Annotated in this window: 18 protein-coding genes, 1 tRNA gene and 1 pseudogene; 16 read left to right on the forward strand and 4 right to left on the reverse strand. The window is 54.5% G+C overall.

Annotated features, from left to right (window positions below; all coding sequences use genetic code 11):
- Positions 1-68 precede the first annotated feature (68 nt).
- The 4 genes and pseudogenes from BLW10_RS08145 (at position 69) to BLW10_RS08155 (ending at position 4,174) form a co-directional block, all read left to right on the forward strand.
- The gene (locus tag BLW10_RS08145) at positions 69-458 is read left to right on the forward strand and encodes an endonuclease domain-containing protein (RefSeq protein ID WP_091333782.1); all 390 of its coding nucleotides are present in this window, start codon (positions 69-71) and stop codon (positions 456-458) included.
- A 117-nt stretch (positions 459-575) separates the two neighbouring features.
- Positions 576-893 (forward strand): annotated as a pseudogene (locus tag BLW10_RS14525) (DUF1016 N-terminal domain-containing protein); the annotation flags it as partial.
- Positions 894-963: 70 nt separating this feature from the next.
- Positions 964-1,647 (forward strand): PDDEXK nuclease domain-containing protein, encoded by a 684-nt coding sequence (locus tag BLW10_RS14260; protein WP_281241131.1) that lies wholly within the window; start codon positions 964-966, stop codon positions 1,645-1,647.
- Positions 1,640-4,174 (forward strand): GIY-YIG nuclease family protein, encoded by a 2,535-nt coding sequence (locus tag BLW10_RS08155; RefSeq protein WP_091333807.1) that lies wholly within the window; start codon positions 1,640-1,642, stop codon positions 4,172-4,174. The genes BLW10_RS14260 and BLW10_RS08155 overlap by 8 nt, the downstream gene beginning before the upstream one ends.
- A gap of 98 nt (positions 4,175-4,272) precedes the next feature.
- Here BLW10_RS08155 and BLW10_RS08160 read toward each other — a convergent pair whose 3' ends face one another.
- Positions 4,273-5,073, reverse strand: a complete 801-nt coding sequence (locus BLW10_RS08160) for an inositol monophosphatase family protein (RefSeq protein ID WP_091333809.1) — start codon at positions 5,071-5,073, stop codon at positions 4,273-4,275.
- A 103-nt stretch (positions 5,074-5,176) separates the two neighbouring features.
- On the opposite strand from BLW10_RS08160, the gene BLW10_RS08165 reads away from it, so the two are divergent.
- From BLW10_RS08165 to BLW10_RS08215, 11 genes are all read left to right on the forward strand, one after another.
- Positions 5,177-5,959, forward strand: coding sequence for an RNA methyltransferase (locus BLW10_RS08165; RefSeq protein WP_091333783.1), 783 nt, complete (start codon positions 5,177-5,179; stop codon positions 5,957-5,959).
- 29 nt (positions 5,960-5,988) lie between these two features.
- The gene (cysE, locus tag BLW10_RS08170; protein WP_091333785.1) at positions 5,989-6,783 is read left to right on the forward strand and encodes a serine O-acetyltransferase; all 795 of its coding nucleotides are present in this window, start codon (positions 5,989-5,991) and stop codon (positions 6,781-6,783) included.
- Between the two features lie 79 nt (positions 6,784-6,862).
- Positions 6,863-7,345, forward strand: a complete 483-nt coding sequence (locus BLW10_RS08175; protein ID WP_091333811.1) for a Fe-S cluster assembly transcription factor — start codon at positions 6,863-6,865, stop codon at positions 7,343-7,345.
- Positions 7,346-7,387: 42 nt separating this feature from the next.
- Complete coding sequence (locus tag BLW10_RS08180) at positions 7,388-7,957, forward strand: iron-sulfur cluster co-chaperone HscB C-terminal domain-containing protein (RefSeq protein WP_245709203.1); 570 nt, start codon at positions 7,388-7,390, stop codon at positions 7,955-7,957.
- Between the two features lie 12 nt (positions 7,958-7,969).
- Positions 7,970-8,941: a lysophospholipid acyltransferase family protein gene (locus BLW10_RS08185; RefSeq protein WP_091333786.1), complete on the forward strand. Its 972-nt coding sequence runs from the start codon at positions 7,970-7,972 to the stop codon at positions 8,939-8,941.
- Between the two features lie 114 nt (positions 8,942-9,055).
- Positions 9,056-9,967, forward strand: a complete 912-nt coding sequence (locus BLW10_RS08190) for an HDOD domain-containing protein (protein WP_091333788.1) — start codon at positions 9,056-9,058, stop codon at positions 9,965-9,967.
- Between the two features lie 9 nt (positions 9,968-9,976).
- The gene (gene uvrC, locus BLW10_RS08195; RefSeq protein ID WP_091333790.1) at positions 9,977-11,806 is read left to right on the forward strand and encodes an excinuclease ABC subunit UvrC; all 1,830 of its coding nucleotides are present in this window, start codon (positions 9,977-9,979) and stop codon (positions 11,804-11,806) included.
- Between the two features lie 9 nt (positions 11,807-11,815).
- A complete protein-coding gene (gene pgsA / locus BLW10_RS08200; protein WP_091333792.1) occupies positions 11,816-12,400 on the forward strand; it encodes a CDP-diacylglycerol--glycerol-3-phosphate 3-phosphatidyltransferase in 585 nt (194 codons plus the stop codon).
- Between the two features lie 55 nt (positions 12,401-12,455).
- A tRNA-Gly gene (locus BLW10_RS08205) sits at positions 12,456-12,531 on the forward strand.
- Positions 12,532-12,885: 354 nt separating this feature from the next.
- Positions 12,886-13,134 (forward strand): type II toxin-antitoxin system Phd/YefM family antitoxin, encoded by a 249-nt coding sequence (locus tag BLW10_RS08210; RefSeq protein ID WP_091333794.1) that lies wholly within the window; start codon positions 12,886-12,888, stop codon positions 13,132-13,134.
- Entirely contained in the window at positions 13,124-13,420 is a 297-nt protein-coding gene (locus BLW10_RS08215) for a type II toxin-antitoxin system RelE family toxin (protein ID WP_091333796.1), read from the forward strand. Before BLW10_RS08210 ends, BLW10_RS08215 begins: the two co-directional genes overlap by 11 nt.
- A 252-nt stretch (positions 13,421-13,672) precedes the next feature.
- On the opposite strand, the gene BLW10_RS08220 is transcribed toward BLW10_RS08215, so the two are convergent.
- The 3 genes from BLW10_RS08220 to BLW10_RS08230 all read right to left on the reverse strand — a co-directional run bounded on the left by BLW10_RS08220 (position 13,673) and on the right by BLW10_RS08230 (position 15,295).
- On the reverse strand, positions 13,673-13,873 hold the full coding sequence (locus BLW10_RS08220; protein ID WP_091333798.1) for a type II toxin-antitoxin system Phd/YefM family antitoxin: 201 nt from the start codon (positions 13,871-13,873) through the stop codon (positions 13,673-13,675).
- A gap of 3 nt (positions 13,874-13,876) precedes the next feature.
- Positions 13,877-14,125 (reverse strand): type II toxin-antitoxin system RelE family toxin, encoded by a 249-nt coding sequence (locus BLW10_RS08225; protein ID WP_091333814.1) that lies wholly within the window; start codon positions 14,123-14,125, stop codon positions 13,877-13,879.
- An 87-nt stretch (positions 14,126-14,212) separates the two neighbouring features.
- A complete protein-coding gene (locus tag BLW10_RS08230; protein WP_091333800.1) occupies positions 14,213-15,295 on the reverse strand; it encodes an MORN repeat-containing protein in 1,083 nt (360 codons plus the stop codon).
- A 607-nt stretch (positions 15,296-15,902) separates the two neighbouring features.
- Between BLW10_RS08230 and BLW10_RS08235 the strand changes: the two genes are divergently transcribed.
- Positions 15,903-16,207, forward strand: a 305-nt coding sequence (locus BLW10_RS08235; RefSeq protein WP_177169020.1) for an RnfABCDGE type electron transport complex subunit D, incomplete at its 3' end; no start/stop codon positions are given.

Consider the following 16,207-nt stretch of genomic DNA (forward strand, 5'->3'; position numbering starts at 1 on the left):
CGCCCCTGGCGGGCGGGGGTTAGGGGGTGGGGGAACTTACAATAAACTTACAATCAAGAGTAAGTAACATGAAGCCGCGTCATCCACTGCAAAATTTTGCCCGTGAACTGCGAAACAACAGCACAGATGTTGAACGCTTGTTGTGGAGACATTTGCGAAACCGTCAGCTTGAAGGTGTCAAATTTCGCCGCCAACAGCCAATCGAAACCTATATCGTTGATTTCATCTCCTTTGAAAAAAAGATTGTGATTGAACTGGATGGCGGTCAGCATTTAGAAAACAGGGAATACGACCAACAAAGAGACGATTGTTTACGGGCAAACGGATATAGGGTGCTGCGCTTTTGGAACAATGAAGTTATTGATAATATTGATGGGGTGTTAGAGGTTATCAGAGCGTGCTGCATCGCTATGGCTCCCCCACCCCCTAACCCCCGCCCGCTAGGGGCGGGGGAATGAGTTGAGATGAATCAGCCCATCATTGATGGGGTGTTAGAGGTTGTCAGAGCGTGCTGCATCGCTATGGCTCCCCCACCCCCTAACCCCCGCCCGCCAGGGGCGGGGGAATGAGTCGAGATGAACAAACCCATCGACGAAACTTCAACCACGAGCGCCGCGCCCTTGCTGGCTCAACTGCGCCAGTTAATCACGCAAGCACGGACACAGGCGCTGCGTGCTGTAGACAACCTCCAAGTGCGCACCTGCTGGGAAATTGGCCGTCACATCGTCGAATTCGAGCAAGGCGGACAGACACGCGCCGCCTATGGTCAGCGTTTGTTGCCGATGCTGGCCAAGCAATTAACGCACGAGTTCGGCAAGGGCTTCGATGAGCGCAACCTGCGTCACATGCGGGCCTTTTTCCAGTGCTTTCCGATTTGGGACGCACTGCGTCACGAATTGAGCTGGACGGACACACTATCGCCTGCTGACGCGCTTGGACAACGCGGCGGCGCGTCAGTGGTACATGCACGAAGCTGCCGAACAGAACTGGAGTTCGCGGGCGCTGGAGCGGCAAATGGGCACGCTGTATTACGAGCGTTTGCTACTCAGCCAAGACAAAGCGGCGGTCGCCGACGAAGCGCGGGAACATCTGGCGCGTCTGCAACATTCGCCACGCGCATTCGTCCGCGATCCGGTCATGCTGGAATTTTTGGGCTTGCCGAGTGCGGGCCGCGTGTTGGAATCTAGCCTAGAACAGGGCTTGATGGACAAGCTGCAAGCCTTCCTGCTGGAACTGGGTAAGGGGTTTGCCTTCGTCGCACGCCAGCAGCGCGTTAGCACCGAGAGCAAGGATTTCTATATCGACCTCGTGTTCTACAACTACCTGCTCAGATGCTTCGTGCTGATCGACCTAAAAACCGGCGAGCTGACCCATCAGGACATCGGCCAAATGGATATGTATGTGCGCATGTACGACGACCTAAAGCGCAACGAAGATGATAACCCGACGGTCGGCATCCAGCTGTGCGAGGCAAAAGATCAATCAGTGGTGCGTTACTCCGTGCTCAATGGCAGCGAACAGTTATTCGCCAGCCGCTACAAGCTCGTGTTGCCCACAGAAGAAGAACTGCGCACCGAGATTGCACGCGAAAGCGAGGCGCTGCGCCTTGCTCTGGCGCTTGAAAAAGAGCATGACGCAGATGAATAGACCCATCGAAGAAATTCTCGCCTCCAAACCGCACGCCAAGCCGCCGCGCATTTACGCCTACTTGATTGCTGACACCGCGCACGCCGGATTACTCAAAGTCGGACAAACCACGCGCACGGTCAAACAGCGCATCGCCGAACAGCTCAAAACCGCCGCCATTAAAAACTACCGCATCGAACTCGATGAATCCGCCGAGCGCGATGACGGCAGCTTCTTCAGCGATCACGACGTGCGGGCCGCATTGATTAAAAAAGGCTTTGCAAACGTCGAAAACGAATGGATGCGCTGTTCAGTCGCGGATATTAAAACTGTGCTCAACGAATTGCGCACCGGCCAGACATTCACCGGCACCCATCATCAAACCTTTCCCATGCGCCGCGAACAAGCCGAAGCGGTGAATAAAACGGCTGATTATTACCAATCCATCTGGATAGAAAATCAAAAAGCCGTGCCGCGCTTTCTCTGGAACGCCAAAATGCGGTTTGGCAAAACCTTCACCACCTACCAACTCGCTAAAAAACTCGGCGCAAAGCGCGTGCTGGTGCTCACCTTCAAACCAGCAGTTGAGGATGCGTGGCAGACCGATCTGGAAAGCCATGCTGATTTTAATGGCTGGCAATATCTGTCGCGCTCATCGGGCCGTGATCCAACGCAGATTGACCACGAAAAACCCGTCGTCTATTTTGGCTCATTTCAAGATTTACTTGGCCGCGATCCCGTCGGCAACATCAAACCAAAAAATGAATGGCTTCACACGATCAATTGGGATCTGGTCGTATTCGACGAATACCACTTCGGCGCATGGCGCGACACTGCTAAAGAATTATTTGAGGGCGAAGATGAGGCCGTCGCCAAAAAAGAAACCAAACTCGAATACACTGAAGGACTCACCGAATTAAACGAAGACCTCGGCGAGCTTTCGCAGCAAGAAACCGAATTTCTGCCAATCACCACGCGGGCCTATCTCTATCTATCCGGCACACCATTCAAAGCACTCGCCACCGGCGAATTTATTGAAGAACAAATCTTCAACTGGACTTATACCGACGAACAACGCGCTAAAGCTACATTCGCCGCGAATAATCCACAACAGCGCAACCCTTACGCCGCGCTGCCCCAGATGCGCTTGCTGACCTATCAAATGCCTGATGAATTATTGGCGATTGCCAGCGGTGGGGAATTTGATGAATTTGACCTCAATACCTTTTTTGAGGCATCGGGAAGCGGCACAACGGCACAATTCAAACATCAAAGCGATGTGCAGAAATGGCTCGACATCATTCGTGGCGGCTACCTCGATCAATCCATCGAGCACCTAAAAACCGGCACGCGCCCGCCGTTTCCGTACTCAGATGTGCGCCTGTTGCCGTATCTGCAACATTCATTCTGGTTTTTGCCCAAGGTCGCCGCCTGCCACGCAATGGCGAACCTGCTGGCAGCAAAACACAACACGTTCTGGCATGACTACACCATCATCGTCGCCGCTGGCGCACAAGCGGGCATTGGACTGGAAGCACTCACGCCCGTGCGCCACGCCATCGGCAGCGGATTCGACACCAAAAGCATCACGCTCTCGTGCGGCAAACTGACGACCGGCGTAACGGTTCCGCAGTGGTCATCCATCCTGATGCTGCGCAATCTCAAATCGCCCGAGACCTACTTTCAAGCGGCATTCCGCGTGCAATCGCCCTGGTCAATCAAAAATCCCAACGGCGACGATCCGCACGAAGAGGACATCCTCAAGCCAGTCTGCTTTGTGTTTGACTTCGCACCGACCCGCGCCCTGCGGCAACTTTCAGAATACGGCATCGGCCTGTCGCCCAACGAATCGAACCCAGAAAACGCCGTCAAAGACCTCGTATCCTTCCTGCCCGTGCTGGCTTACGACGGCGCGAACATGACACAGATCGACGCGGGCGGCATTCTCGACATTGCGTTAGCCGGTACCTCGGCCACACTGCTGGCGCGGAAATGGGAAAGCGCCCTGCTGGTAAACGTCGATAACGCAACACTACAGCGCGTGCTGAACAACGCTGAAGCATTAGCCGCCGTCGAGCGCATCGAAGGCTGGCGCAGCTTAGGCGACAACATCATCGAGACCATCATCAATAAAAGTGAGCGCGTTAAGGAACTTAAAAAGAAGGGCAAATTGACGAAGAAGGAGAAAAAAGAACTGTCCGACGAAGAAAAGGAATACAAATCCAAGCGCAAACTGGTACAGGAAAAGCTAATTAAATTCGCCACCCGCATTCCAGCGTTCATGTACCTCACCGATTTCCGCGAAAACACACTGCAAGATGTCATCACCAAACTAGAACCGGATTTATTCCGCGCTGTCACTGGCCTAACCGTACCGGACTTTGATTTACTTGTTCGGCTGAAAGTCTTCAACACCGAACAAATGAATCAAGCCGTGTTTGCATTCCGACGGTATGAAGATGCGTCACTGCGCTACACTGGCATCGAAAGCCATGAAGGACTCAACCACTACGGACTTTACGATACTGTTGTAGCGAAAGAATCCTAAAATTCCCACACAGTTCTCACACCTCAAACCGAAGGTTTTTTTCTGCGTAATTCCGCGCTTTCAGCGGCAAAAAAGCGAAAAACTGGACGCGAATCGCCTCAAGCCTTCAACTGCTCAGTCAAATTCGGCTGAATCAGCTCCAGCAACGCCCGATGCACGCGCACATTACCCGCAACCAAATTACCGGTATCAAGGTACCGCTCACCACCGGCTAAATCGCTCACAATCCCACCGGCCTCCTTAATCAACAACGCCCCGGCCGCACAATCCCAAGCGGCCAGTCCCAATTCCCAAAACCCATCTGTCCGCCCGGCTGCGACATACGCCAAATCCAACGCCGCTGACCCTGGCCGCCGCACACCGGCTGTCGCCAACGTCACCGCCTTGAACATCCCCAAATAGGCATCAATATAACGTTGATCGCGGAATGGAAAACCGGTGCCGATCAACGCCCCATCGAGTGACTGCCGATTAGCCACGCGCAGCTTGCGATCATTCAACTGCGCCCCCTGCCCACGGGCAGCGGTAAACAGCTCCTCGCGCAGCGGATCATAGACCACCGCGCATTCAAGCTGACCCTTATGCAGCAGCGCAATCGACACAGCAAACTGCGGAAATCCGTGCAAATAATTAGTCGTGCCGTCGAGCGGATCGATGATCCACTGAAACTCGCCCTTCCCCGTCAGCTCGCCGCTCTCCTCGGCCAGAATCGCATGATGGGGAAAACGTCCGCGTAGCTCCTGAATGATCGCCGCCTCAGCAGCGCGATCCACATCGCTGACAAAGTCGTTGCGGCTCTTCGATTCGACCTTCAGTTGATCGACGCGATCAGAAAAACGCAGAATGATCTTGCCGGCACTACGGGCGGCACGGATGGCAATATTGAGGCTTGGGTGCATCGGTTGCGGGATATCCAGGACGGTCGCTGGATCCGCTGTATCATAATCAGCTTGACACAGCGAACGCGAAAACAGCGAAAAAGATGTAATGATTGAGCTGCCCATGATAGACCAAATGACCGAGTCGCTGGCGCGAATCCGCTTCGTGCTGGTCGAAACCACACACAGCGGCAATATTGGCGCAGCGGCGCGGGCGCTAAAAACGATGGGCCTGTCGCGCCTAGAACTGGTCGCCCCACGCCAGCGACCTGATGCCGAAGCCCTAGCGCGGGCCTCTGGTGCGGATGATCTACTCGAACGGGCGGGCATCCACGCCACTTTAACCGACGCGCTCGCCGGTTGTCGGCTCGTTGTCGGAGCCAGTGCGCGACTGCGCTCGCTTGAATGGCCGTTGCTAGAACCGCCCGACTGCGCGGCGCGGTTGCTTGCGGAAGCCGCACACGGTGAAGTCGCGGTACTGCTCGGACGCGAAAGTTCCGGCCTAAGCAATGATGAACTAGCGCGGTGTCAGTTTTTAGTTCACATTCCGACCAACCCTGATTTTAGCTCGCTCAATGTCGCCGCTGCCGCGCAAGTGCTGGCCTACGAAATCCGCCGCACGGCTCGCGCTGCCAGCGGCGAACACCTAACCGAAACGCCGCGCGATCTTGCCCCTGCTGAAGCGATGGAAGGCTTTTACACACATCTGACCGAAACATTAGTGCAGATTGGATTTAGCGATCCTGAGCAATCGCGCACGCTCACGCGCCGATTGCGGCGGCTGTTCAATCGCGCCCAACCCGACCGCGTAGAACTGAACATTCTGCGCGGCATTCTCAGCGCCGCACAGGGCCGCAAAACCCCCGAACGCTTTGCGCGTTTGCAGCCCACATCGCAACCGGATTGAGCTATCAGCTAGGCCATATCGGAACATCCATGTTCACGCGCATCCGCGAAGATATTCTCTGCGTTTTCGACCGCGACCCGGCCGCCCGCAACGCCTTCGAGATTCTCACCACCTACCCCGGCTTACATGCGGTCATGGCGCACCGCATCGCCCATCGGCTGTGGCGGCGCGATTTCAAATGGTTAGCGCGGGCGCTGGCCAATGTTGCGCGGCTGTTTACGGGCATCGAGATTCACCCGGCCGCAGTGATCGGGCGGCGCTTTTTCATCGATCACGGTATGGGCGTCGTGATCGGTGAAACGGCGGTGATTGGCGATGATTGCACCCTCTATCATGGCGTCACCCTCGGCGGCACAAGCTGGCAAAAAGGCAAACGTCATCCGACATTAGGACGCGATGTGGTCGTCGGCGCGGGCGCAAAGGTGCTCGGCCCGATTGAGATTGGCGACGGCGCACGAATCGGCTCCAATGCGGTTGTCGTCAAATCGGTTCCGCCCGGAGCCACAGCGGTCGGCGTACCCGGACGCATTATTGAACCTGAACACGACGCCACCGCCCGCCGCCGTGCCAACACTGCTAAACGCATCGGCTTTGATGCCTATGGTGCCACCCGCGATGCACCTGACCCCATCGCCAACGCGATCAATCGGATGCTCGATCATATTCATCACATGGATCAGCGGCTCGAAACCCTGTCGCGGACGCTCGAACAACAGGGACTGATGACACATTTTGAGCATGACAGCGATCTTGACGCGATCACCATTGATTCAGCAATCCAGCCCGATCCGCCGCCGCGCAGCGATCTGCGCCCATCGGCTTAAATCATCGGCCTAAATTGATCGTCCCGCGTCGGTCACGTATGATGCAAAACGTAGGTCACGCACGCGAAAGGGGGTGCCCGTGAGACTGACGACCAAAGGCCGCTATGCTGTCACTGCGATGCTGGATCTGGCGATTTATCACACGCACGGCCCAATCGCGCTCGCCGACATCGCCCAACGTCAGGGCATCTCGCTGTCGTATCTCGAACAGTTATTTGCCAAGCTGCGCAAACGCGGTCTGGTCACCAGCGTGCGCGGGCCGGGTGGCGGCTATAATTTGGCACGCCCGCCGGTCGAGATTTACGTCGCTGAGGTTATCAGTGCCGTCGATGAAAGCGTGGATACCACGCGCTGTGGTGGCGCACACAACTGCCAGAACAACGGCCCGTGCTTGACGCACAATCTGTGGCATGATCTCAGCGACCGCATCTACGACTATCTCAAGCAAATCGACCTGCAAACCCTCGTCGATCAGCGCGATCCCAGTGGTCAGCGCCCGCCGACAAGCTGTGTGGCGGTCGATGTCAAACTTGATATTCAGCGCCTGAATCTCAGCGCCTAATCCTGCCCCGCTTCGCTTGGCCTGCCGCTGTCGGCTCCAGCCGTGTTGAACTCACATAAAAATTACTTCCAACTCTTTGATTTACCGGTCGATTTTGCCCTCGATGTCGGCGTATTAGCCGAACGCTATCGGGCGCTGGTGCGGGCGGTGCGGGCGGATTTTCTCAGCGATGAAGAGGACGAAACTGCCCGCTCGCTGGCGCGGATCGATCTGGCCTATCAGACGCTGACCGAACCGCTGACCCGCGCTGAATATCTGTTTCAGCTTTATGGCGTTGCGGCTGCCGAGTCCAGTCGCGACGAGGATCCGGCCAGCACGCTGCTGGTCGAAGAGATGGAGCGTCAAGAAGCCCTTGAAGCGGCCACGAATCGTTCCGATCCTGGCGCGGCGCTCTCTGAAGTGCTCACCCGCTTGGCTGAACGCGGCGCGGCGCTGGATAAAGAATTGCATCAACTGTTCGCCGATCCCACCCCGTCCAATCTCCGTGCTGCCCGCGCTGTCGTTGGGCAACTCCACATCTTGGCACGCTATCAACGCGAGACCGAGGAGCGGCAAGCCGAGGTGCTCAAAGGGCGGGCTGCTGGTCTGAACACCTCGCGCACAGTGGACTGAGCGCCTGCCCAGATGTCCCGCCTCACCCATGCCCTAACTGAACTGAGCTTACGTGCCGTGTTGCGGCTATTAGCGCCGTTGCCGCTGCCGCTGATTCATCGACTCGGCTCGCTGCTGGGCTGGATCGCGGTACGCTGGCCGAATCGTCAACGGCGCAATGCGTTGATTAACATTGCGCTCTGCTTTCCTGACCTGTCGCCAACCGAACAGCGCCACCTGCGGGATCGTACCTTTGCTGAGTTCAGCAAAACCTATCTGGAAATCGCCTATTTATGGCGACGCCCGATTGAGCAGGTGCTCGGGCTGGTGCGCGAAGTACGCGGTGCTGAGTGGCTCGACCGCGCACCCGGACAGGGATTGATTGTGCTCTCGCCGCATCATGGCGCGTGGGAATTAGTTGGGCTGTATCTGGCGGCACGCGGGCACTCGACGTTTTTTTATAAACCGCAGCAGTATCTCGACGAGCTGATTCGCACCTCACGCGCCCGCAACGGAGCAACGCTGGCGCCGATCACGGCACGCGGAATTCGGGTGCTGATCGAAGCATTGGAGCGCGGTGAATGTGTCGGCATCTTGCCCGATCAAGAGCCAAAAGCCGATAAAGGTGCGATCTTTGCGCCATTTTTTGGGATTCCGGCGTTTAGCATGTTGCTGGTCAATCGGCTGGCGCGACGCACCCAGGTGCCAGTGATTTTTATCTTCGCCGAGCGGCTGGCAGCGGGTCAGGGGTTCATCATTCACTGTCTGCCTGCGCCCGAGGGCATCGACAGCGCCGACGAACAGCAGGCCGCGACTGCGCTCAATCGCGGTATCGAACAGTGTGTGCGGCTGTGCCCGGCGCAATATTTATGGCCATATAAACGCTTTCGGCGAGCGCCAGCGGGTATGCCGAAACGCTATGTTGGGCCGCTTGATGATCGACATGCGCTGCAACAGGCGCAGGTGGTGCGGGAGGCGGTGATTCAGTCTGATTCAGATGTTTAGTACGTACTGTGTGAGCCTATTCTCAAAAGCGCCTATCTGAGCATTGGGATTTACCGCCAAACGCGGTTTAATGGTGGCGTTTCCGCCTTCAGGCTGACTGGAGTTTTTTGCACCATGAGTACGCCCACTGCCGACGCCATTCGCGAGTCTATCCCTGATTCCGTGTATGCGGAGTATTATCCGCCGCGCACCGCACTCGAAGCGGCTTTTCGCGCCGTGCGACGAGCTAAAGTGCCGCAAGTGCCCAATATTGTCCTGAGTTTGCGCGAAGAACTGCGCCAACCGGAGCCGGATTTGATGCGCGCTGCCGATCTGGTCGAACAGGATTTAGCCATGACTGGGCAGGTGCTCAAGGCGATCAATTCGCCGTTTATGGCCAATCGCGCCAAAATCAGCAGCGTGCGGCGGGCGGTTGGACTGATTGGTCTGCGTCGTCTCACCAATCTCGTCACGGCCGTTACCTTTAGCCGCTTGATGGTCGGCGAGCGCAAGGGCGGTGCCCGTCAGATCTTTGGTTTTACGCAAGAACAGGCGCGTGTTTCTGCCGCTGTCGCGGCGCTGGCACATGAAGTGACCGCCGACGAAGCCTATTTGTTCGGCATGATGCAGAACGTCGGCAATCTGATTTTCGCTGATCTCATCAAGGGTTACGAAAATGAATGGACGCTCTACGCGCTGGCCAATCCGCAGAATCTGATGAACTCCGAACGCCGCGCCCTGAGTACCGATCATCCGACCGTCGGATTTTTAATGGCTGGCACCTGGCATCTGCCAGAAGCGGTGGTGTTGGCGATTTATTATCAAAATACCCTCGAAGTGCCCGCCGCCTTCGATCTGCATTTGCGCTCGCTGATGGCCGTCTCCAAACTCACGCGGCTGCTGCTGGCACTGCGACGCGGCATCGAGGACACGCCGGCGCTGCTCGATCAACGCGATTGGAGCTTGCAGGAACTCGACATCTCGCTCGATGACTGGGAACGCTTTGTAGCCCATCATCTCGCCAACGACGAGCACAACGCCGAGTGAGCGCCGCCGGTGTCGGACATACACGCCGCTCTGCGCCGCCGGATCGCTACTCTTCCCGCCAGCCCTGGCGTGTACCGGATGCTCGACGCCAGCGGCACCGTGCTTTATGTCGGCAAAGCCAAGCAGCTTAAACGGCGGGTAGCCAGCTATTTTGGGCGCACCCTCACGCCGCGCCATGAACGGCTGGTCAGCCTGATTGCCGACATCGCCGTCACCGTCACGCGCACCGAGGGCGAGGCGCTGCTGCTCGAAAGCCAGTTGATTAAATCGCTCCAGCCGCGTTTTAACATTCTGTTGCGCGATGACAAAAGTTATCCCTACATCCTGCTCACTACGCACGACCGCTATCCGCGCTTAACCTTCTATCGCGGCCCGCGCCAGACCGCCGGGCGGCTGTTTGGCCCCTATGCGAGTGCGTGGGCGGTGCGCGAAACGCTGCACAGTCTGCAAAAGCTGTTTCCAGTGCGACAGTGTGAAGACGGCTTTTTTCGCCATCGCTCGCGCCCGTGCCTGCAATATCAGATTCAACGCTGCACCGCGCCCTGTGTCGGGCTGATTACGCCGGAACAGTACGCCGTAGATGTAGCGCGGAGCGTCAAGTTTCTCGATGGACGCGGCGAGGAGGTCATTGACGAGCTGATTCGGCTGATGGACACCGCCGCCGCCGCGCTAGATTTTGAGCGGGCGGCGCAGATTCGCGACCGCATTCAAACCCTGCGCCGTGTGCTGGAGCGGCACGCAGTCAGCGGCGAAGACGGCGATCTCGATTTGATCGCCACCGCGCACGCGGCCGGCATCTGGTGCGTACAGGTGTTTATAGTGCGGCGCGGACGGCATCTCGGCAACAGCGCGTTTTTTCCGAAAGTGCCGCCCGATTATGACGCCGCAGCCGTATTAGCCGGATTTTTGGCGCAGTTCTACGCCACACACGAGCTTCCCGAAACGCTGATTGTCAGCACCCTTCCCGATGATGTGGCGAGCCTGCGGGCGGCACTCAGCGAACGCGCTGGACGTACGGTGCAGCTTCAAAGCGCGGTGCGCGGCGAGCGGGCACGCTGGCTAGAGCTGGCGCGGGAAAATGCCCGTTTTGCCGTACAGCAGCGACTCGACAGTCACAGCGGCTATGCGCGGCGCTTTGAGGCGCTCCGCGAAGCGTTCGACCTCAGCGCCCGACCCGAGCGGCTGGAATGCTTTGACATCAGCCATACTCAGGGCGAACACACCGTCGCCGCCTGTGTCGTATTCGACGCCGAGGGGCCGCGCTCGACCGACTATCGCCGTTTTAACATCACCGATATGACGCCGGGCGATGATTATGCCGCCCTCGCACAGGCCCTCACGCGCCGCTATCGGCGGCTGGAGCGCGGCGACTATCCGATTCCTGATTTAATTGTGATCGACGGCGGACGCGGCCAACTCAACGCGGTGGCACAGGCACTCGCTGAACTGGGGCTGGATGATTTCGCGTTAACACTGATCGGCGTCTCAAAAGGGCCAGAGCGCCGTCCGGGTGCCGAGCGCCTGTGGTTGTTGGGGCACGAGGTGCCCGTTATACTGCCTAGCGACTCACCGGCGCTGCATCTGATCGCCCACATCCGCGATGAAGCCCATCGCTTTGCGATCACCGGCCATCGTCAGCGTCGCGCTAAAGCGCGTGTCACCTCGGCGCTCGAAGACATTCCGGGCATCGGCCCCAAGCGCCGTCAGCGACTGCTGCATCATTTTGGTGGATTGCGTGGACTAGCGCATGCCGCCGTCGCCGAGATTGCTGCGGTTGCCGGCATCAGCCAGCCGCTCGCCGAGCGCATCCACGCCGCCTTCCATCACGATCAAGCCTGACATCAAATCATGTGGAACCTGCCCAATATCCTGACGCTACTGCGGATCGTCTTGATTCCGGTGTTTGTCGTCATCTTTTATCTTGATTCCAGTTGGGCAGCCTATGCAGCGGCAGCGGTGTTCGGGGCGGCGGCGCTGACCGATTGGCTTGACGGCTATCTGGCCCGCAAATGGGAACAGACTTCGCCATTTGGGGCGTTTCTCGATCCGGTTGCCGATAAACTGATGGTCGCGGTGGCGCTGGTGGTGCTGTTGCAGGCCGATCCGCGCATTTTGATTGCGCTGCCAGTGATGGTGATTATCGGACGTGAGATTACGGTCTCGGCCCTGCGCGAGTGGATGGCTGAGATCGGGGCGCGGGCGGCGGTGGCGGTCTCCACGCTCGGCAAGGTCAAAACCACGGCGCAGATGCTCTCGATTGTGATCCTGATTCTGCGCGAATCGGTGTTTGGCCCCTGGACGTATGGGCTGGGCATCGTGCTGCTGTATATCGCGGCGCTGCTGACGCTGTGGTCGATGGTGCTCTATTTAATGTCGGCGTGGCCGAGTCTGTCGGGGCGTGTGACTGCGGTGACGGAGCGGAAGTTAAAATAAATTGCAAAATAGGCTTGACGAACTGCAAAAACCGTCTATACTAGGCGTCTCTTCAGCGGGAATAGCTCAGTTGGTAGAGCACAACCTTGCCAAGGTTGGGGTCGCGAGTTCGAGTCTCGTTTCCCGCTCCAAATTCTCAAAACAAACAGCGTCCTTCGGGGCGCTGTTTGTTTTTGTGCGTGCGTGATTGGTATTTTTGGATGCAACAGGGATGACGCCAATACCGCAGTCAATCTGCAAGCTGCACAGTTGCCAGCTACGTAGCAACCCAACATTACGCTGATGTTGGGTGACCGCATCACATTTTTCATTACAATCCAAAACTCAGTGCAGGCGATCAATCAACCTACGCAGCTGTGAATGATGGGTTTCACGGCCAATAAGCATTACAGCAACCGTAAAGGTTATCGCGTGGCCGTTCTACCCATCCTACCTTGCTATAATTAAGTTTTTATTTTTAATGGCCGCCAGAAGAGTAAAAAGCCATGACGCATCAAATACTTACAGAAATTGCTGCCAGTATTTCTGAACTCAAAGCCAACCCAATGAAAGTAGTCTCCAGCGGTAACGGAATGCCTATTGCCGTCCTGAACCGCAATGAACCAGCCTTTTACTGTGTACCTGCTGCAGCTTATGAAGCAATGATGGAGCTACTTGACGATATTGAATTGCTTAAACTGGTGAAGGAGCGAATGGACGAACCTGCAGTAAGGGTCACGCTCGATGATCTATAAGCTGGAATTCAAAAAATCTGCCCTCAAGGAATGGGAGAAGCTGGGCCATACAGTAAAAGAACAGTTCAAAAAGAAACTCAAAGAACGACTCGAAAATCCGCACGTACCATCTGCCGCACTTTCCGGTGCAAAGAGCCTATACAAGATTAAACTTCGCCAACTCGGATATCGTCTAGTGTACTTAGTTGAAGATAATACGATCACCGTCACTGTGATCGCAGTCGGTAAACGTGATCGCAATGAAATTTACGATATCGCTCTTTCAAGAATACACGATAAGCACTAAGCCATAACGACATGAATAAGTCGAACGACAAGCGTGCCTACATAAGCTGCGTTGCCGCTTTTGGCAACCCAACATTACGCTGATGTTGGGTGACCGCATCACATTTTTCATTACAATCCAAAACTCAGTGCAAGCGATCAATCAACCTACGCCGCTGTGAATGATGGGTTTCACGGCCAATAAGTATTGCAGCAACCGTCAAGGTTATCGCGTGGCCGTTCTACGTTCTACCCATCCTACCTTGCTACGCCGCTAAGGTTGTAAATTCAGCTCCTTAACGACATCGGCCAAAGATGTAGTTGCGGCTCCTCCTTCAGCGTCCTTTGCGCTTCGAAGATCCTGCAAATCTTGGTAATCCTCAAGAGTCTGCGTCATGGCTTGGAATTCTTCGATAGGAAGAATGACGTATTCATCCCTGCCGTTTTTTTCAATATATTGTGGGTGTAAATTCATGGCTCACCTCTTTGCGTAGACATGTTTTCGATGCATGATTCGATACACGACAACCGTGTTTTCCTCAACCTCGAACAGCACGCGATAATTACCGACGCGCAAGCGATACTCTGGGGTAAAATTGGTCAGGCGCTTGATGTGGCCAGTCAGACCAGCATCCATTTCAGCAAGTCTAGCCGTAATTCGAGCCGCGTCCTGCTTTTGCAGCGTTTGTAAATCCTTGACAGCTTGTGGCTTGAGTTCGACTTTCATCTTAGCCTGCGTAGGTGAATGATGGGTTTCACGGCCAATAAGCATTACAGCAACCGTCAAGCTTATCGCGTGGCCGTTCTACCCATCCTACCTTGCTTTTATTAGATTATTATTAAGCCAGATGCCAGTTTTTTTTGAGCCATCCGCATCAATAAAAGTTCCTTGTCCCGTTAGTTTACCATCAACAAAATATCCTTCATATTTATTGCCATTTGCCCAAATAAAAGTTCCTTGTCCCGTTATTTTGTCATCAACAAAATCTCCTTCATATTTATTGCCATTTGCCCAAATAAAAGTTCCTTGTCCCGTTAGTTTACCATCAACATAATCTCCTTCATATTTATTGCCATTTGCCCAAATACAAGTTCCTTGTCCCGTTCGTTTGTCATCAACAAAATCTCCTTCATATTTATCGCCATTTGCCCAAATAAAAGTTCCTTGTCCCGTTTTTTTACCATCAACAAAATCTCCTTCATATTTATCGCCATTTGCCCAAATAAAAGTTCCTTGTCCCGTTTCTTTATTATCAACATAATCTCCTTCATATTTATTGCCACTTGGCCAAATATAAGTTCCTTGTCCCGTTTTTTTATTATCAACAAAATCTCCTTCATATTTATCGCCATTTGCCCAAATATAAGTTCCTTGTCCCGTTATTTTACCATCAACAAAATCTCCTTCATATTTATCGCCATTTGTCAAAGTCAAAGTTCCTTGTCCCGTTTTTTTATTATCAACAAAATCTCCTTCATATTTATCGCCACTTGGCCAAATATAAGTTCCTTGTCCCGTTTTTTTACTATCAACAAAATATCCTTCATATTTATTGCCATTTGTCAAAGTCAAAGTTCCTTGTCCCGTTATTTTACCATCAACAAAATCTCCTTCATATTTATTGCCATTTGCCCAAATAAAAGTTCCTTGTCCCGTTTTTTTACCATCAACAAAATATCCTTCATATTTTTTGCCATTTGTCAAAGTCAAAGTTCCTTGTCCCGTTAGTTTACCATCAACAAAATCTCCTTCATATTTATCGCCATTTGCCCAAATAAAAGTTCCTTGTCCCGTTCGTTTACCATCAACAAAACCTCCTTCATATTTATCGCCATTTGCCCAAATAAAAGTTCCTTGCCCAGTAAAGCAATTCCCACTTATACAGTCAGAATACACATTTCCGTTTAAGATCGTTAAAAAAACCGCAAGTACGAGAATAGGCGAGAATAGGGGTCAGACCCCTATTTTTTTCTCTTTCAGGAACGGATGCCACGAAATAGCTATCGGAATCTTTTTCAATGACTACATTAAATTGTTTCATCATTTTTAACCCCCTGAATTTTAGGATGGATTTTTTGAGACAGCATCGCTTTGAATTAAATGGGCCTAGATAAATTTATTTCTAGGCACCGAATTAATCACCTAACGACAGTTCAACCTCAAAAATGACGCCGAATCTTGCTTGATTACACCTCAAATGTAAGGTATGAATTTTTACCACTCTGGCCAAACACCGTCAACTTTTATTTTAGCTCCACTTTATCAATGATCTACGTTCAACCCTCTTCTGGCGTGACTCCGGTTTTAGCTGATGCCGGATGACCAACTCACATTTTCATCACAATTCAAAACTCAGCGCAAGCGGTCACCCAACCTACGCCGCTAACCAAATACTGCCCGTGAATCTGCAAGCTACACAGTTGCCAGAACGCTCCTGAGCCGTGACACTTACGCCCAAATCTTCACGGCGCTGCATTGCCTGTCTGCTTTACAGAACTTACACATGCCCAACACCAAACCGCCTATTCTCTCCTCGCCCCATGTCGCCCGCGTCAACCGTGTTGATCGCGTGATGCTCGACCTGCTGCTGGCGCTGATTCCGGGTCTGATTGCGATGACCTGGTTTTTTGGCTGGGGCACGCTGATTAACTGCGTGCTGGCCGTGACCTTTGCGGTTGCAGCCGAGAGCATCGTGATGCGCCTGCGCGGACGCTCGCCGTTGCTCGCGCTGCGCGATCTGAGCGCCGTGGTCACGGCGGTGCTGTTTGCGCTTTCGGTTTCGCCGACGCTCCCGTGGTGGTTGACGCT

Source organism: Allochromatium warmingii, assembly GCF_900107145.1.
Classification (GTDB): domain Bacteria; phylum Pseudomonadota; class Gammaproteobacteria; order Chromatiales; family Chromatiaceae; genus Thermochromatium; species Thermochromatium warmingii.

Excerpts from the sequence above, each read along its gene's own strand:
- BLW10_RS08145 (WP_091333782.1), top strand. The coding sequence starts at position 69 with ATGAAGCCGCGTCATCCACTGCAAAATTTTGCCCGTGAACTGCGAAAC.
- BLW10_RS14260 (WP_281241131.1), top strand. The coding sequence starts at position 964 with ATGCACGAAGCTGCCGAACAGAACTGGAGTTCGCGGGCGCTGGAGCGG.
- BLW10_RS08155 (WP_091333807.1), top strand. The coding sequence starts at position 1,640 with ATGAATAGACCCATCGAAGAAATTCTCGCCTCCAAACCGCACGCCAAG.
- BLW10_RS08160 (WP_091333809.1), bottom strand. The coding sequence starts at position 5,073 with ATGCACCCAAGCCTCAATATTGCCATCCGTGCCGCCCGTAGTGCCGGC.
- BLW10_RS08165 (WP_091333783.1), top strand. The coding sequence starts at position 5,177 with ATGATAGACCAAATGACCGAGTCGCTGGCGCGAATCCGCTTCGTGCTG.
- cysE (WP_091333785.1), top strand. The coding sequence starts at position 5,989 with ATGTTCACGCGCATCCGCGAAGATATTCTCTGCGTTTTCGACCGCGAC.
- BLW10_RS08185 (WP_091333786.1), top strand. The coding sequence starts at position 7,970 with ATGTCCCGCCTCACCCATGCCCTAACTGAACTGAGCTTACGTGCCGTG.
- BLW10_RS08190 (WP_091333788.1), top strand. The coding sequence starts at position 9,056 with ATGAGTACGCCCACTGCCGACGCCATTCGCGAGTCTATCCCTGATTCC.
- pgsA (WP_091333792.1), top strand. The coding sequence starts at position 11,816 with ATGTGGAACCTGCCCAATATCCTGACGCTACTGCGGATCGTCTTGATT.
- BLW10_RS08210 (WP_091333794.1), top strand. The coding sequence starts at position 12,886 with ATGACGCATCAAATACTTACAGAAATTGCTGCCAGTATTTCTGAACTC.
- BLW10_RS08215 (WP_091333796.1), top strand. The coding sequence starts at position 13,124 with ATGATCTATAAGCTGGAATTCAAAAAATCTGCCCTCAAGGAATGGGAG.
- BLW10_RS08220 (WP_091333798.1), bottom strand. The coding sequence starts at position 13,873 with ATGAATTTACACCCACAATATATTGAAAAAAACGGCAGGGATGAATAC.
- BLW10_RS08225 (WP_091333814.1), bottom strand. The coding sequence starts at position 14,125 with ATGAAAGTCGAACTCAAGCCACAAGCTGTCAAGGATTTACAAACGCTG.